The following is a 17,407-nucleotide window of genomic DNA, read 5'->3' on the forward strand; positions in this document are numbered from 1 at the left end:
TTCGTAACGCCGCCTTAAGCTGTGAGTGAACGCGTGCCATGTTTGAGCGGAGAGTTCGGCACGCGTTTGCGAATCAGACTTAAAGGCTTTGTTAACCGTCAAAATCGATGATTATAAGAACACTGTTTGCTGTGTCGTAAAGAACCATAAGTGAATATACAAAAACACCAATAATGGCAACATTTAGAAGTAGTTCAGCATTATCCATAGCAATAATATGTTCTGAACCTTTAATACTAAGTATGCTGATCGATATGACGACCAGTGCTATTTGTTCTTTTATTGATAGTAACATTTGGTCACGTGTACGTTTGAAACAACCAGCACTACCTTTAGAATCAACCATTTCACGAACTTTAGTCAAAACAATACCCATCGTAGTAGCGTTAATAGCTAGCAAAGCAATGAGTATCGTAACTAGATTTTGTGCTAAAAACGTATGTAAAAACTCAGACCCAAGCCATGAGTTTGTCAGTTCAGCAATGAAGCCAACCCCTAAGGCAATGAATGTGGTTTTTACAACGTGTCCTATCATTTGAGCAACTCTTTTAATACTTGGGCAATTTGTTCCGCATTACCCGTTAATTCCATTTCACCCAACGATATTTCTTTGACTGTGCGGGAAGTCTGATGATGTTTCTTAATGCCATCAATTTTAAGTGAAATATTACCTCCCCCCTCACTACTATAGTCAACCAAACCTTTCAACGCAGAGTTATCCTCTTCAAGATGCAGTGCTGAATCATGCTCAGATTCAATTTTCAAATTGTTTCTTGTCGAGTTTGTACACTTTGCAAACAATTTAAGATCATCAGGTAATGTCCCTGAGATATTTGCCATATTTGGAGTTATTATTTCAAAATCAACTGATTTTACTTTGCCACGATATTTTCGTAATAAAGTCCAAAATTGTTGTTTTTCAAATAATGGTTCGTATATAGCTCGAAGTTGAAAATGAGTTAACTGCGGCTCTATTTTTTCTAGTATGAGTTTTGCTACGGTTTCACACTTTGCAAATGCAGTTGTTCTTTTTTGAACAGCTATGTACTGCTTATCAGGATGGTTCCAGATCGCGACGAGAATGGACGGCCAACTATCGATTGTTTCATCTTTGAAGTCACGCGTTTCTCTATGAAGAGTTTTATTGTGGGCAATTCGATACAAGTAAAAATCACCGTGATTAAGTAATTGCTTGACCACAGTCTTATGCCGTTTATTTGAAAAGTCTGATTGACCCAGCAAAGCTTGAGCAAAAAACTTGTTTTTCTGCTTGATCAATTCTTCAACATTATGAACTCCGTTAAAGAAGTCACCTTGAAAGTATCGGTCTACTGGAAGAATCTGATACCTAAACAACTCAAATGTGTTCGTTTTACTACTCATAATACTCCGAGATTAGCCCATGATGGTTAACAGCTTTATCAGAGGACACTTTCCCTATTTTAGCGTGAAAACATCCTTATTTTATTAGCTTCTATTAATAACAAAAAGCATAAGTTATTGCTAGCTATATATATTATGCTTAGGATGGCTTATTTCGTTATGTAGAAGGGGGGAAAGTACCCTTTAGCCTTACTCAGCAGGGGGCAAATTTCATGAATGACCGCTGATCGCTCTTACTTACCTTCTAGGTTTTGATCTAATAGTTAAAACTATATAAAACTCAGCACGTAAATTAAGGGTTATTCCTCATCGGCATCGCGAATGCGTTCTTTACGTTCTTGCTCTTCATCAAAGGCGGCTTGAATTTCGTCAAGTACTGAATCAACATCCGCAGCTTCGCCATCGTCTTCAAATTCGCCACTTAGCACTGAGTGCGGGGTTAAGTTAGCATCTGCAAACAATGCCCACATTTCTTTGGCGTATTGCGTGTGTAATAACGCAGGTGCAAATTGGCCATAATAGCGGCGCATGTTATTTACATCGCGGGCAAACATCGCCTCGGCGCTATTATTAGCAGAGGCGTTAACCGCTTGGGGTAAATCAATAATTACTGGGCCGTTGCTATCTACAAGTACGTTAAATTCAGATAAGTCACCGTGAATAATCCCTGCGCACAGCATGAGCTTGATGTAATGCATCATTAATGTATGCTGCTCAATGGCTTGTTGCTCGGTTAAATCAACCGCGCCAAGTTGTGGTGCAACATCGCCTTCATCATCACTTACAAGTTCCATTAACAAAACACCGTCAATGCAGCCGTAAGTTTGCGGTACGCGAACACCTGCTGAGGATAAACGCGACAGCGCGTCAACCTCGGCATTTTGCCAAATTTCTTCTTCTAATTGACGGCCATAGCTTGAACGCTTACCCATAGCACGGGCTTGTCGGCCACTGCGTACTTTGCGGCCTTCTTGATACTGGGCGGCTTTCTTAAAACTGCGCTTACTGGCATCTTTGTATACTTTAGCGCAGCGAATGTCATCGCCACAGGCCACCACAAATACATCGGCCTCTTTACCGCTCATTAACCGGCTGATCACTTCATCAATAAAACCATCATCAACTAATGGCTGTAAGCGTTTAGGTATTTTCAAACGACACCTACTAAAAATACAGGGTTGGCTTTTTGTTTTGCTATGTGGTTCAAACGAGGCATACCTTTGGGGATTGAAGAAAGTTATAAATTATTAGTAAACTTTAAAGTTACATTTAATGACTAAATACGCTGCTAGAATAAGCGACTACACAGAAAAAGCCAACCGCCTTTTGTGCTTTTTAAGTATTATTGACCAAGAACCTAAATAAAACCAAAAAACGAGCACGGTTTAGCGTACTCGTTTACTTTATATTATTAAAAAGTGTTTAGAACTGCCACACTAAAGACGCCCAATAGCGACGGCCATCTTCAACATAGCCATACTCTTGCTCTGTGATCTCTTTATCAAGCAAGTTGTAAATTCCAGCACCAAGTTTAACGTCATCACTAAGCTGATAATTAGCGCCTAAATTGGCAATGGTATAATCAGGAGCAATTAAACTACTTTGTGAAGGCCCTGTGGTAGGCTGGCTTTCTTCTCCACGATATTGCACACGTAACCATCCGCCTAACTTATCTGTTGGACGCCAATTTAAAGACGTTTGTAAACTATGTTTTGGTAGCTGATTAAGTGGGCTCCCCTTATATTCACCGGTTTTTTGCTCTGAGTCGGTGTAGGTATAACTAGCACTCAAATCAATTTCAGTTGAAATATCGTAATCTACTGATAGCTCAATACCTTGGGTTATGGCTTCATCTACATTAATGTACGTAGTTGGCATGGAGCCGAACTGATTTGGGCCATCTGTGCACTGCGTTAATGGGCATGCTATACGAGTTATTTTGTCATCAAATTCATTATAAAAAACGGTTGCCGATATACTTAAATCGCGTCCAGAGTCATAGTAAACACCCATTTCATAGTTGACTGATTGCTCAGGCTTTAATTCAGGGTTACCATAAATATTACCGCCACGACTCACTTGTCCCCATTGAGCAGTAGATTGGCGAATATTTGGGGCCCGAAAACCGGTTGATATGCCGCCTTTAATAGTGATCGCTTTAGATGCGCTATAAACACCATACAAACGTGGGCTCCAATGACCCGCAAAATTGCCATCATGATCGTAACGTAAGCCTGCGGTGAGCTTAAAGTCATCCGTTGCTGTCCACTCGTTTTCACCAAAAACAGACCATTGCTCGTTTTCTACATGGGTTAAGTCGCTGATTTTATTACTTGTATAATCATCCAATGACTCTTTTAAATAGGTCGCACCAAATGTAGAGTTATGATTGCTATAAAGCGGTAAACTCCAAGTTGTTTGAATGTCGGTATTTTCGACAAACATTTCACGTGAGTTATTATCAAACTTATCGTACTTAATATAACTTCGCGACGAGCCAAAGTCATAAAAACCATTGTGTGACATAGAGTATGTTTGTTGCTCATACTCAGTAGTTGATGATTCAGGACAGCCACGTCGACCACAGCTTTCACCTGGAGTAAGCTCGGCAACTGTTTTGCCGAGGGTTTCATCTAATGTTTGCTTTGCCGAGCCAAGTTCAAACATTAATTCGTGACTATCATTAGGTGTTAATGTGAACTTGGCTTTAACATTGCTTTGTTCTTTACCTCGAAATCCCGCAGTAAACTCATCTTCATTTCGCTTTGAAAACTGCCCATACAATTGCACACCCAATAACTGTGGAATAATGCCACCAGAAGTGAAAAAGCTCGCTTGGTTTATATCACCTGACTGACTTTGCTCTTGAATAGTGCTGTCTAAACGCAGTTCTCCATACCACTGCTCTGGCGCTTTACGGGTAATAATATTGATCACACCACCAATTGCATCAGAGCCATACAATGACGACATAGGGCCACGTATTACTTCAATACGTTCAATCGCAGAAATTGGCGGCGTCCAAGCGCCTTCTACGCCTGGGCCATCACTATTTGGTCGTGTTTCTCTTGAGCTTTGCCGTTGCCCATCAATTAAAATAAGCGTGTATTGGCTTGCCATACCACGCAAGCTAATATCTTTTCTGTCACCTCCGCCGGTCACTATTACACCCGGAATATCAGCCATTGCGTCGGTTAAGTCACGATAAAAGCTTTTTTCTAGCTGCGCTCTGTCGATAACGCTAATACTTGCAGGTGCCTCTTTGAGCATTTGTTCGTAACCAGAAGCAGTGACAACCATTACTTCCATATCTTGTTTTTTTTCATCAGCAAAAGCAGGGTTAGCAATTGCAAAAGTACTTAAAATAAATGCAGTTACCGGCCTTAACTTACAACTTACCGTGTTCATGATATTTCTCCGTGACATTCAGCATGTAAATGATAATAATTAGCGTTTGCGATAATAGTGAGAAGTCCCCTTCTTCTCAACGCTATTTTTATTAAAGCTAATTTAAGTAAGGCTTAACGGTATGAGTGATAAGTTAACTAAAACCCTGAATATATTTGTTCGCACTGTGCAAACGGGAAGTATGAGTAAAGCTGCCGCAGACCTTTTAATGACAACCTCTGCAATTAGCCAGCAAATAAAACAAATAGAGCAAGATGTAGGTTTGAGTTTATTTAATCGCAGCCCTCGAGAATTAACGCTTACCGAGGCGGGTGAACTTTATTATCAAAGTTGTTTACAAATGCTTGCCGTTGCAACAGCTACATCAGAACAATTACAGCATTTACAAAATTGCCCGAGTGGGCAATTAAAACTAGCAGCCCCTGTTGGTTTTGGAGGTGGGTTACTAAGTGAGCCTGTAAAGCATTTAATTAGCCAATTTAATGATATAGATGTGCACTTAACGCTTTCTGACGAGCCCATTGATATGATCAGAACAGGTATAGATTTAGTGCTGGCGATTGGCCCTCTCGAAGACTCAAACTTAATTGCACGCCAGCTCGCTAGTTGGCCATTAATACTGTGTGTTCATAAAAATCATGCACTAGCACAGCAGCCAAAAATCACACTGGATGACCTAAAAGCGCATAACCGCATTGCGCATATAGCTGTTGATCCGACGCTTACGCACCTTACTCGCGGCGTAAGTACAACACTACCAAAAGCGCGTATTACCATTAATAATATGCAAACTGTGATTCAATTTGTTCTCGACGAGTTAGGCTATGCTATTTTGCCTGAGCCTGAAGTACGCAATTTCTTAGCTACAGGAGAACTTTTAGAAATATGCACTGATTGGCAACTTCCCCATTACGATGTATTTGCTCTAACGCCTGCACGCGACACGTTAGCAGCAAAAACAAAAGCTGCAATTAAAGCACTTAACGCATCATTTTCAGCTATTTAAATAACCTAAGTTCAGGTTAAGGCTTGTTTATAGTTAACTAATTGCAAGCCAAACTCCTACTAGCACCATTAAACTCCCCGCAATTCGGTTCAGTCATTTAATATTGTTGCCTTTGGTTAGAATTTATACTTGCAGTTTTTCTGTTATGTAAACGCAAAACAAGCATATAGCTAAGCGCTCATTCAGTAAGACTGCATTATTATTAATACTTTACAGAACATTAATAAACACAGGATTATTACACAGGAGTATACATTACATGGCAACCACACCTAAAAAGTCACATGAGGTTAATAAGATACAATCGGCTTTATTAAACCCAGAGCACAGCATTCAAGTAAGAGGCGCACGTGTTCATAACTTAAAAGATGTGGATGTAAACCTGCCCCGTAATTCACTTGTGGTGTTTACCGGTATATCGGGCTCGGGTAAATCATCGCTCGCCTTTGGAACATTATTTGCCGAATCGCAACATCGTTATCTTGACTCGGTTTCACCTTATGCACGCAGATTAATTGATCAGGTAGACGAGCCTGATGTAGATTCGATCGAAGGCCTGCCACCAGCGGTCGCACTGCAGCAGCGTGGTGCACCCTCGGTACGTTCATCGGTGGGTAGTGTAACCACTATATCTAACGCGCTGCGAATGCTCTACTCACGCGCAGGCGAATACCCCAAAGGGCAAGGCATACTTTACGCCGATGCGTTTTCGCCCAATACGCCACAAGGCGCCTGCCCAGAGTGCCATGGTATTGGCCGCGTTTTTAACGTCACCGAAGAGCTACTAGTGCCCGATCCCACTAAATCAATTAAAGAGCGCGCCATTGCAGCATGGCCGCCTGCTTGGCAAGGTAAAAACCTAAGCCGTATTCTTACCTCTTTAGGCTACGATATTAATAAACCGTGGAATACCCTGCCTAAAAAAGCCCGTGATTGGATTTTATTTACAGACGAAACACCTACAGTGCCCGTGTTTCCTGAGTACACACTTGAGCAAACACAAGCGGCAATTAAAAATGAAGAAAGCCCTAGCTACATGGGTACATTTACAAGTGCTAAACGTTTTGTTTTACAGTCGTTTGCGAGCACTCAAAGCCCACGTACTAAAAAGCGCGTATCGCAGTATATGCAAATATCACAGTGCCCGCAGTGCGAAGGAAAAAAACTCAAAAAAGAGTCGTTATCGGTTAAAGTAGCTGGTCTTGATATAGGCGAAATTTCGCAGCTAACACTCAATGAGCTGGCAGATAAGCTAAGGTTTGCTGCTAATAATCCCGCTAAAAGTAACGCTGCAAACCCCGAAAAAGCCATAGTTGCAAAGCGTATAGCGGGCGACATTCTTAAACGCGTTGAAGCACTTACCAAACTTGGTTTAGGGTATTTATCGCTTGAACGCACCACCCCATCGTTATCGCCAGGTGAATTACAACGCTTAAGGCTTGCAACACAAATTCGCTCAAAATTATTTGGTGTAGTGTATGTGCTAGACGAACCCTCTGCAGGCTTACACCCTGCCGATACACAAGCCTTGTTAGCGGCATTAGATGAGCTAATAGCCGCTGGTAACTCAGTGTTTGTGGTTGAGCACGACGTAAGTGTTATTCGCCATGCTGATTGGGTGGTCGATGTAGGGCCAAATGCGGGCTCCCATGGCGGTAATATTGTTTATAGCGGCCCAGTTGAAGGCTTAAAGCAAATTAGCAGCTCACACACGAGCCAGTATTTATTTAAAAATATCGAAGCGCAACAAACTCACATACAACGTAAACAACGCCCAGCAAAAGCATGGCTAACGCTTAAAAATGTTGAGCGTAATAACTTACAAAAACTTAATGTAGAATTTCCGCTTGGGGTTATTACAAGTGTTACAGGGGTATCAGGCTCAGGTAAATCAAGCTTAGTAAGCCAAGCACTTGTTGAATTGGTTTACGATGCACTAGGGCAAAAATCGCAGCCACAAGTACCTACCGATGAAGCCGAGCTACTCGAGCAAGAGATTGATATAACAACCGGCGGGCAAATAACTCACGGCAGTGAACACATAAAGCGCCTGGTAACGGTTGATCAAAAAGCCATTGGCCGCACACCTCGTTCAAACCTTGCAACTTACACGGGCTTATTCGATCACGTACGTAAACTGTTTGCCAATACCAAAGAGGCAAAAGCGCGTAAGTACGATGCCGGTCGTTTTTCGTTTAATGTTAAAAAAGGTCGCTGTGAAAATTGCGAAGGCGTAGGCTTTGTAAGCGTGGAGCTGTTATTTTTGCCTAGCGTGTATTCGCCCTGCCCTGTGTGTAACGCCAAGCGCTACAACCAAAAAACACTCGAAATTACCTATAAAGATAAAACCATTGCCGATGTACTTAATTTAACTGTTGAGTCTGCGCATACCTTTTTTGCCGATGAACCCGCCATTTTACGTGCGCTAAATGCGCTGCTACAAGTGGGCCTTGGCTATTTACGTTTAGGCCAACCTGCTACTGAGCTTTCGGGCGGTGAAGCCCAGCGCATTAAACTTGCCACCGAGTTACAGCGTACACAGCGTGGCGATACGCTTTATATTTTAGATGAGCCAACCACTGGCCTGCACCCTAAAGATGTAGCAATGCTAATGGCGCAGTTAAATGGCTTAGTTGATGCGGGCAACACCGTCATTATGGTTGAGCACGATATGCAAGTAGCCAGTAACAGTGATTGGGTTATTGATATTGGCCCAGGAGCCGGCGACGAAGGCGGGGTAATAGTTGCACAAGGTAAACCTGAAGAGGTTGCGCAATCTACTAAAAGCCGTACTGCGCCGTTTTTGAATAGCGCTGTAAAGTCACGCATACTCAGATTAAAAGGTTAGCAGTTTTGTATGCTCAAAATAAAAAAGAGCCTCGGGCTCTTTTTTAACCCAAAGCTAACCAAACTCCTACTAGCACCATTAAACTCCCCGCAATTCGGTTCATCCACTTGATGTTATTGCCTTTAGTTAAAAATAACCGCAGGCTTTTACCACCTGTTGCGTAAATCATCATACAGATAAACTCTGAGAGCAAAATAATGGCCACCAGCACCGCTAATTGCGGCGCAACACTGTATTGCACGTTAATAAAAGGAGGTAATAAGGAAATCATAAACGCCCATCCCTTTGGATTGGCAATGGCGGTTACAAACCCCTGTGAAAATAATGAATATCGGCTCACGGCTGTTGTGTTATGCGTATCAACCGACATTTTTCCTTTTGCACGCCACATATTAATGCCAATGTAGATTAAATAAGCGCCACCTAGCCATTTTAAAATATCAAATGCACTGGGGTAATTAAGCATAACACTGGCTACACCAAGCACCGCGGCTACCGCAACTGTTGCTACACCGAGTAGTTCACCTATCATCATCCATAAAGTTCGTCGCACGCCAATACTCATGCCTAAGGTCATGGCCAGTGTCATACACATACCGGGTGTAATTGATACAAAAAAGAAGGTAGGAATAAATACCGCAAGTGCAGCTACATCAATCATTTAAAGCTCGCAATAGGTTAATAAATTAGTGTTAATTATGAATGAAATGGTAAAGGAAAAAAGCCAAAGGTGAAAGATAAAACAACTATCAGTAAGGTAGAAATAACGGCTTCGAGGATCGGGTTAATAGCACCGAGCTTAGCCCGAGGTTCTAAGCCCGATACTCGAAACTCGAAGCCTATAACTCAGCGCAATGTGCCGTGAGATTAAGAGAGGATATTTTTAATCTCACGGCATTAAGCAAATTAATTTGCGTTTACGTCTACAACCGCTTCAGTTGTTTCAGTATCTGCTTCTTTATCTGTAAACAAGTACTTATCAAGCCACTGCTCTTGCTCCCACAGTACATGTAATAAGCTTTTACGGGCACGGTAGCCATGAGCTTCGTAAGGAAGCATCACTAAACGCGCTTCTTTACCCAAACCTTTAAGCGCTGCGTACATACGCTCACTTTGCATTGGAAAAGTGCCCGAATTAGGGTCCTCTTGACCGTGGATCATTAACATAGGTTCGTTAATTTTTTCAGCATGGAAAAACGGCGACATGTTTGCGTACACACTTTGTGCTTGCCAAAAATCACGTTCTTCACCCTGAAAACCAAACGGCGTTAATGTGCGGTTATACGCACCACTGCGGGCAATACCTGCCTTAAATAAATCGCTATGTGCTAATAAATTAGCCACCATAAACGCACCGTAAGAGTGCCCTGCAATAGCAATGTTATCTTTATCGGCAATGCCCTTTTCAACCAGTACATCAACCGCTGCTTTAGCGCTAGAAACCAGCTGTTTTCTAAAGTGATCATTTGGCTCACTACCATCAACGCCTACAATCGGCATTTTAGGATCGTCAAACACCGCAATCCCTTTCGCAAGGTAAGGCATAGGGCCCCAATAACCTATGTAGGTAAATTCGTATTCTGATTCACGCACTTGTGATGCAACTGCTTTATCTTTATATTCAAGTGGATATGCCCACATCAATACTGGTAATGGCCCTTGTGTTTTGTCATACCCTGGTGGTAAATAAAGCGTACCTGAAAGCTCAACACCGTCATCACGGGTATAACGTAGTTGCTCTTTGGTTACGCCTTTAAATGCAGGGTAAGGATGCTCAAACTGAGTAAGCTGTGTTAGCGAGCCTTTATCTAAATCGCGAATAAAAAAGTTTGGCTGCTGCGATTTAGACTCACGAATAGTAATGAATTTTGTGCCTTCATCATCTAACAATGCACGCACACGCTCGTAATAAGGCGCTGCTGATTGCCATAAACGTTTGGTGCTATTCGTTTTAACATCGTACTGATCTAAAAAAGGAATGTTTCCTTGCTCAGATGCGCCATCGCCACGTAAGTAGATGTAACGTCCGCCAACAACTTTTATTACGCTAACACCTAAATCGTTACGCTCGTAAATTGCACTCCCTGGATCTTTATAGGCATCGTTATAACTGCGCTCTGAAAATAACACGCGGTTACTATCGGCATTACGTGGTTGAATTACATAAGTGCGCACTTGTCGGTCACTAAAACGCCAATCACTTAGCATAGCAATATTATCATTACCCCATTGTATGCCAGCAAAACGACGCTCTACTTTGGCAAATAATTTAGGGTCGCGTTTAAATGGCGCTCGTAAACTGTAAAGGTAGTCATGATATTCAACCTCAGTTTTCATATCACCACCATCTTGCGCCTCGGCCCATATGACTTCAGCACCTTGATCGGCTCGCCATTCAAAATCACGACGACCGGTGCGTACACTGTCGTAGCCTTGTGGAATGTTGTCGGCAAGGGGTTGCTTTGCCAGCTCTACTAATGCATACCCACGCATTCCCCATATTTGCCATGTAGTTGCAAAACGGCTGTAAGGCACTTGATACGAAAATGGCTCGTCGATGGTCGCGACTAAAATATTGGTTGAATCAGGCGAAATTGAAAACGATTTAAATAAACCGGCACGGCCAATCGGCTGTGCTTTACCATCAAGCGTGATATACGCTAATTGACCTTGACCATAAAATTTAAATTGTGCTTCATCAAACGGGCTGGTCAATAAGTTTTGATAAGTCCTTGCTGGGGCTTTTTCGCCAGTGCTTTGTTGAATAACCGGCACTGTACTTTGAGTATCATTAGTTAATCTTGGTTTGTCTAAGTTTACTGCTAAATTAGCCACAATCGCCGTGCTATCGGGTAACCACTGATAAGGCGTAGCGGTTAATACTGAATTAAGTGCAAGCTCACTTAACTGCTTAGCTTGTTTGGTTTTAACGCTATAAACCCATAGCCGTGCGTTATCCGGTTGTTCAACAATAAACGCTAAATGTTCGCTATTTGCTGACCAACGCGGCGAGCGAATAATCCCCTGAGGCAAATTATTAACGTTTATTACTGTTCCACTTTGAACATGCTTAAGCTCTAACGCGCTGTACTTTGCACTTACCCGTGAGCGTGAAAAGTTAGCAGGATTAAGCTTAATTCCCGCAAGCTTAAATTCTTCTTTGGCCAGCTCATCAAGCGACACAACACGCTTGCGTTCAAACAGAGCAAGCCACTGACCATCATTTGATAAAGAGCTAGTTGGTGCTAACTTAGCATCTACGAGTGCCGAAAGCGCCGGTGAAGGGGTTTGATATCCTTGCTCTGCATAACTTGCAGGCAATAAAACAATGCAGCCTACCAAGGCAATAAATAGCCTAAAAGCATTCATGTTTTCATCCTTTTTTATTGTTAAATATTACCCGCTATATAAACACGTTTTACCTTGTTCATAAAGTGTTAAGCAAGGATAAAATCAGCTAAATGATGCTTAAGTAAGGCGAATAAGTTAAACTACGCGACTATTTACTTATCGCTACTGCGTTTTCGTTATGTACTTTGGCTTAATAAAACGCAGCGTATTTACACTGCTGAAAAAGCACGCAAATAAACTAGGGTCTATTGACCTTTGCGGATTATAATTTGTTCAAACTAGGGGCGGTTTAATCGCGGCGCGAGGTTTGTAACCTAGTGGGTTAAGTAAAAACCGAGCAACAAAGAGTAAATAGCCCCTAGGCAAAACCCTTCGGGCAGCGCCTGTTTGGTATTGATGCTGCGTTATCGCCTATTTGTGGGGAACAACCACACCACATAGGCTCTGCCTCGCCTAAATACCAAACAGACTGCTGCAAATTTAACCTTGAAAGGTCAACAGACCCTAATAATAAGAGATCTAGCCAATGAAAAAAGTGCTGGTAATTGGCTATGTATGGCCAGAGCCCAATTCGTCTGCTGCGGGTACGCACATGATGTCGTTACTTAATGCGTTTAAATCGCAAAACTGGGATGTTGAATTTGCTACGCCTGCACAACCTACCGAGCACATGGTAAATCTGAACGATTACGGCATCACCAGTCAAAGCATCGCACTTAACTGCGATAGTTTTGATGATTACGTTAAAGCCTACAACCCAGATATTGTTATGTTCGACCGTTTTATGATGGAAGAACAATTTGGCTGGCGCGTAGATAAGCATTGCCCAAATGCACTTAAAATTTTAGACACCGAAGATTTACAATGCCTGCGCAATGCCCGCCATGAAGCCCATAAAGGCGAGCGTGAATTCAACCATAGCGATTTACTATCAGACATAGCTAAACGTGAAATAGCCGCTATTTTACGCTGTGACTTAAGCTTAATTATCTCAAGCTATGAGATGGAACTACTCAATGAAGTGTTTAAAGTTGAGCCTAGTGTGTTACATCATTTACCATTTATGGTTGATTTAAGCGCCTTACCTGAGCAAACTAAATCGTATGAGCAGCGCCAACACTTTATGACTATTGGTAATTTTAGGCATGCCCCAAACTGGGATGCGGTACTGTATTTACAAAAAATTTGGCCGCTTATCCGCAAACAACTTCCACAGGCAGAACTGCACATTTATGGCTCTTACCCGCCACCTAAAGCCACCGCACTTAATAACCCTAAAACCGGTTTTTTAATTAAAGGCTGGGCAGATGATGCTTATGAAGTAATGCAAAGCGCGCGCATTTGTTTAGCCCCGCTTCGTTTTGGTGCTGGCATAAAAGGCAAACTTTTAGAGGCCATGATCATGCAAACCCCAAGCGTCACCACGCCAATAGGTAGCGAAGGTATGCATAGCCATTTACCATGGCCTGGGGCTATCACTCAAAATGCAGAAGAATTTGCAAACGCTGCTGTCTCAATTTATACCAATCAGGCTGAGTTTATAGCTGCACAAAAAGCTGGTAATGAGTTACTTCATACACTTTATGATAAAGCGCAGTTGAGCCACAATTTAATCGAAAAAATTCAATTAGTAAGCCAAAATTTATCGGTACACAGAATGAAAAATTTCACCGGTCAAATGCTAAAACATCACACCATGCGCAGCACACAATACATGTCGCAATGGATAGCAGAAAAAAATAAAAAATAACGGTGAGAAATGACTAGACAGACGGCGATTTGTGTTTAAAATCGCCGCAAATAAACTTGGGCAATTTTAGCATTATTGCCTATATTTTTAGCTTAGTTATTTAATAGTTGGTTCAAAACAAATTTGAAAACCGCAACGTTTACAGAAAAACGCAAATTTATCGTTAAATTGGGCAAAATGCTTCATAAGTACGGTACACCGGCATATCGCCTAGAAGCCCATTTAATGGAAGTGGCGACTTACCTCGGTCTTAAATCATCGTTTGTCATGTCGCCAACATCGGTTACCTTTGTTATTTGGACTGATGGCCACGAAGATGAATACACCCATGTTGCCCGCGTAGACCCTGGCGATCATGACTTAGGCTCACTTGCAGATACCGATGATCTCGTTAATAAAATGCTTAATGGTGAATTAACGTTGCAAGAAGTTGATCAGCAACTTGATATCATTTTTGATGCCCCAAACCCTTACAATAGAGTGATTACAGGTATTGCCTTTGCTACCTCTGGCGGCGCATTTGCAATGCTTATGGGCACCAGTTGGAATGACGTGCTGTGGTCTGGTTTATTAACCTTTGTTGTTTATTTATTTGTGCTGTGGTCGGCACGTTCCAAGCGCGTTGCCCACATGTTAGAACCCTTAGTGGCCATTGTTTCAGCGGTACTGGCGTGTGCCATTAGCGTTCATTTAGATGCGCATATTAATATTCGTTTAATTGTTCTGTCGGCCATTATTGTGTTTATTCCAGGCCTAGCACTGGCACTTGGTTTAGCTGAACTCGCAGCGCGGCATTTAGTATCTGGCACAGCACGCGTTATGGACTCGTTTATGTTGCTGTTTAAACTTTATTTTGGTGCATTTATTGGTATTGCTATTGGCTTTGCTATTTTTGGCCAAGCTGATTTTGTACAGCCAGAGCCACTGCCTAAATGGACAGCTTGGTTAGCTATATTTTTACTATGTAGCAGCTTAATTGTGATATTTAGAACTAAGTTTAAACATGCTGCTTGGTCTATTGCTTCAGGATTTATAGCCTACGGCACCAGTATTGGCTCCGCCATGTATTTAGATTACACGCTGGGTACCTTTGTTGGCGCATTTTCTGTCGGTGTATTTAGTAACTTATTTAATCGAGTTGCTAATGCCCCTGCTTCCATTGTAGCTATGCAAGGCTTAATTGTGTTGGTACCGGGGAGCAAAACGTACATAGGTTTAAACTCACTCATTGAAGGTCAAGACTTTGTTTACGCTGAGCATATTGGGCAGCAAACGTTTTTAATATTTATGTCACTGGTGGCAGGACTTATTTTTGCAAACGTGGCGCTTCCTCCTAAAAAGAGTCTATAAATGTATGCGCGGTATTGCACAAGAATCACTTCACTTAACGTCCTCTTTTGAGGATTAATCGCATTTTTTAGTATATTGGTTACACATTGTTATAATGAGGTAAATCTTATAAAGCAAAGGAAATAACAATGCTAAAAACTAGCTTAGCGCTGGCAATTGGGCTTTCAAGCTCAGTTGCATTTGCGCAATCGGCCATCACTGTTGAAGACATTCCAAAAATTAAATCTGTGATCCAAACCAGTGTTAGCCCAGATGGCGACAACGTTGCGTTTACACGATCGTTACCGCGTACATTATATGTTGATGAGAATGGCAGTAATTACAGTGAGCTTTATGTTGTGGATGATAAAGGCGTTGAACGTCCTTTTATTACCGGCTCGGTTAACATTAAAAGCATAGAATGGTCAAACGACAGTAAAACAATTTACTTTTTAGCGAAATTAAAAGACGATAAATTTACCTCGCTTTACCAAATACCTGTTGATGGCGGCCAAGCACAACCTGTTCTTGCTTTAAAAGACACATCAATTTCAAGCTACAAATTAAGCCCAGACAACAAACAGGTGGCTATTTTAGCGATGCCTGCAGCAGACAAGTCAGAAAAAGAACTTAAAAAACTTGGCTTTAAAGCTGAAGTATATGAAATGGGCTTAAAGAACAAGCAGCTTTTTATTGTTGACTTAGCTAAAGCGGATAAACCACTTACCCCCACCGCACTCAACGTTAATAATTACGTGAGTGATGTTAACTGGGCAGCTAATGGCGAAAAACTACTGGTTAAAACTCAACCTACCGCATTAATTGATGATAAATACACAAAATCTATATGGCATTTGTTTGATATTGCTAGCAATAAAGTAACCTTATCGTTTAAAACTGAAGGCAAGCTAGGTGATGCAGAACTGTCGCATGATGGTAAATACATTGCTATTTTAGGTGCAGAAGATAAGCACGACCCTGCAACAGGCCGCTTATTTATTGCTGACACTAAAACCGCTGAAATCACTGAATGGTTACCTGACTTTATGGGGCACGTTGTTGATTTTGAATGGTCGCATAAGCGTAATACACTTAACTTTATTGCCAATGTAGGCACGCAAAGTTTTGTAGCGAGCATTAAAACGGGCTCTAATAAATACAAAAAATTAGTCAACGAAGGTGAATTTATTGCCTCACAATTAAGTGTTTCAGATTCAGATAAAACACTCGCACTTCGTGGTAATACCGCAAAACACCCTAACGAAGTGTTTATTGTGCGCAGTAATAAAGCAACACGTTTAACCGATTCAAATAGCTGGTTAAATGATAAACGCTTTGCCAAGCAAGAAACCATTACCCTTAAAGCACGCGACGGCGTTGAGCTTGATGGCGTGCTCGTTTACCCATTAGATTATGAAAAAGGCACACGCTACCCACTGATTATGTCGGTACACGGTGGCCCTGAAAGCCATGATAAAGACGGCTGGGTCACTAACTACTCACGCCCAGGTCAAATGGGTGCAGCACGTGGCTATGCGGTGTTTTATCCCAACTACCGAGGCTCTACAGGTAAAGGCGTAGATTACTCAAAATTAGGCCAAAACGATTACGCAGGTAAAGAGTTTGACGATTTAGTTGATTTTAAAAATCACCTTGTTGATATGGGTTTAGTAGACACTAAACGTGTTGGTATTACTGGGGGATCTTACGGTGGTTATGCATCGGCGTGGGGCGCAACAAAACTAACCAAACACTTTGCTGCAAGCGTTATGTTTGTGGGTGTCACCAACCAACTGTCTAAATTTGGTACTACTGATATTTCTAACGAAATGAACCTAGTTCATGCGCGTTCATACCCATGGGATAAATGGCAGTGGTACTTAGAACGCAGCCCTATTTACTGGGCAGGCCAATCTGAAACACCTCTGCTTATTATGCACGGTAAAGACGACCCTCGCGTTCACCCTGCACAATCTATGGAGCTTTACCGCTACATGAAAGTGCAAGGTAAGGATGTACGTCTTGTTTATTACCCAGGTGAAGGTCATGGTAACCGTAAAGTGGCAGCGCAATACGACTACAGCTTGCGTTTAATGCGCTGGATGGACAACTATTTAATGGAAGGCAAAAAAGAGATGCCAGCGTTTGAAATTGACCATGCTGCTAAGTTAAAAGAAGTCAAAGACGCAAATAAATAAGCACTTACGAACGCGTTTAATTTTAAAAGGCCAACATAAAAATGTAGGCCTTTTTTATAGGTCTAAATTGGCGAGCACGCATCCTTAGTGACATAGCACAGCTTATGTTAAACTCTTGGCAATTATTTTGTTAA

11 protein-coding genes and 1 pseudogene are annotated in these 17,407 nt (G+C 41.9%); 5 read left to right on the top strand and 7 right to left on the bottom strand.

Annotated elements, in window-relative coordinates:
- Window positions 1–91: 91 nt before the first annotated feature.
- The 4 genes from QL986_RS02800 to QL986_RS02815 form a co-directional block, all read right to left on the bottom strand.
- Window positions 92–535, bottom strand: coding sequence for a hypothetical protein (locus QL986_RS02800; RefSeq protein WP_290191127.1), 444 nt, complete (start codon window positions 533–535; stop codon window positions 92–94).
- The gene (locus QL986_RS02805; protein WP_290191128.1) at window positions 532–1,383 is read right to left on the bottom strand and encodes a hypothetical protein; all 852 of its coding nucleotides are present in this window, start codon (window positions 1,381–1,383) and stop codon (window positions 532–534) included. Before QL986_RS02805 ends, QL986_RS02800 begins: the two co-directional genes overlap by 4 nt.
- A 299-nt stretch (window positions 1,384–1,682) precedes the next feature.
- On the bottom strand, window positions 1,683–2,537 hold the full coding sequence (locus tag QL986_RS02810; RefSeq protein WP_290191129.1) for a PA4780 family RIO1-like protein kinase: 855 nt from the start codon (window positions 2,535–2,537) through the stop codon (window positions 1,683–1,685).
- Window positions 2,538–2,805: 268 nt separating this feature from the next.
- Window positions 2,806–4,791: a ligand-gated channel protein gene (locus QL986_RS02815; RefSeq protein WP_290191130.1), complete on the bottom strand. Its 1,986-nt coding sequence runs from the start codon at window positions 4,789–4,791 to the stop codon at window positions 2,806–2,808.
- A gap of 121 nt (window positions 4,792–4,912) precedes the next feature.
- On the opposite strand from QL986_RS02815, the gene QL986_RS02820 reads away from it, so the two are divergent.
- Window positions 4,913–5,797: a LysR family transcriptional regulator gene (locus QL986_RS02820; protein WP_290172034.1), complete on the top strand. Its 885-nt coding sequence runs from the start codon at window positions 4,913–4,915 to the stop codon at window positions 5,795–5,797.
- A 33-nt stretch (window positions 5,798–5,830) separates the two neighbouring features.
- On the opposite strand, the pseudogene QL986_RS02825 reads toward QL986_RS02820, so the two are convergent.
- Window positions 5,831–5,917, bottom strand: a pseudogene (locus QL986_RS02825) (LysE family translocator); the annotation flags it as partial.
- Window positions 5,918–6,056: 139 nt separating this feature from the next.
- On the opposite strand from QL986_RS02825, the gene uvrA reads away from it, so the two are divergent.
- Window positions 6,057–8,645, top strand: a complete 2,589-nt coding sequence (gene uvrA, locus QL986_RS02830) for an excinuclease ABC subunit UvrA (protein ID WP_290191131.1) — start codon at window positions 6,057–6,059, stop codon at window positions 8,643–8,645.
- A gap of 43 nt (window positions 8,646–8,688) precedes the next feature.
- On the opposite strand, the gene QL986_RS02835 is transcribed toward uvrA, so the two are convergent.
- On the bottom strand, window positions 8,689–9,306 hold the full coding sequence (locus tag QL986_RS02835) for a LysE family translocator (RefSeq protein WP_016900609.1): 618 nt from the start codon (window positions 9,304–9,306) through the stop codon (window positions 8,689–8,691).
- Window positions 9,307–9,551: 245 nt separating this feature from the next.
- Window positions 9,552–12,014, bottom strand: a complete 2,463-nt coding sequence (locus tag QL986_RS02840) for a prolyl oligopeptidase family serine peptidase (protein WP_290191132.1) — start codon at window positions 12,012–12,014, stop codon at window positions 9,552–9,554.
- 508 nt (window positions 12,015–12,522) lie between these two features.
- Here QL986_RS02840 and QL986_RS02845 point away from each other — a divergent pair.
- From QL986_RS02845 to QL986_RS02855, 3 genes are all read left to right on the top strand, one after another.
- Complete coding sequence (locus QL986_RS02845) at window positions 12,523–13,746, top strand: glycosyltransferase (protein ID WP_290191133.1); 1,224 nt, start codon at window positions 12,523–12,525, stop codon at window positions 13,744–13,746.
- Window positions 13,747–13,869: 123 nt separating this feature from the next.
- Complete coding sequence (locus tag QL986_RS02850; protein ID WP_083494678.1) at window positions 13,870–15,096, top strand: threonine/serine exporter family protein; 1,227 nt, start codon at window positions 13,870–13,872, stop codon at window positions 15,094–15,096.
- A gap of 128 nt (window positions 15,097–15,224) precedes the next feature.
- Window positions 15,225–17,273, top strand: a complete 2,049-nt coding sequence (locus tag QL986_RS02855) for a S9 family peptidase (RefSeq protein WP_290191134.1) — start codon at window positions 15,225–15,227, stop codon at window positions 17,271–17,273.
- Window positions 17,274–17,407: the final 134 nt, after the last annotated feature.

This window comes from Pseudoalteromonas sp. APC 3250 (genome assembly GCF_030407915.1).
Lineage (GTDB): Bacteria > Pseudomonadota > Gammaproteobacteria > Enterobacterales > Alteromonadaceae > Pseudoalteromonas > Pseudoalteromonas tetraodonis.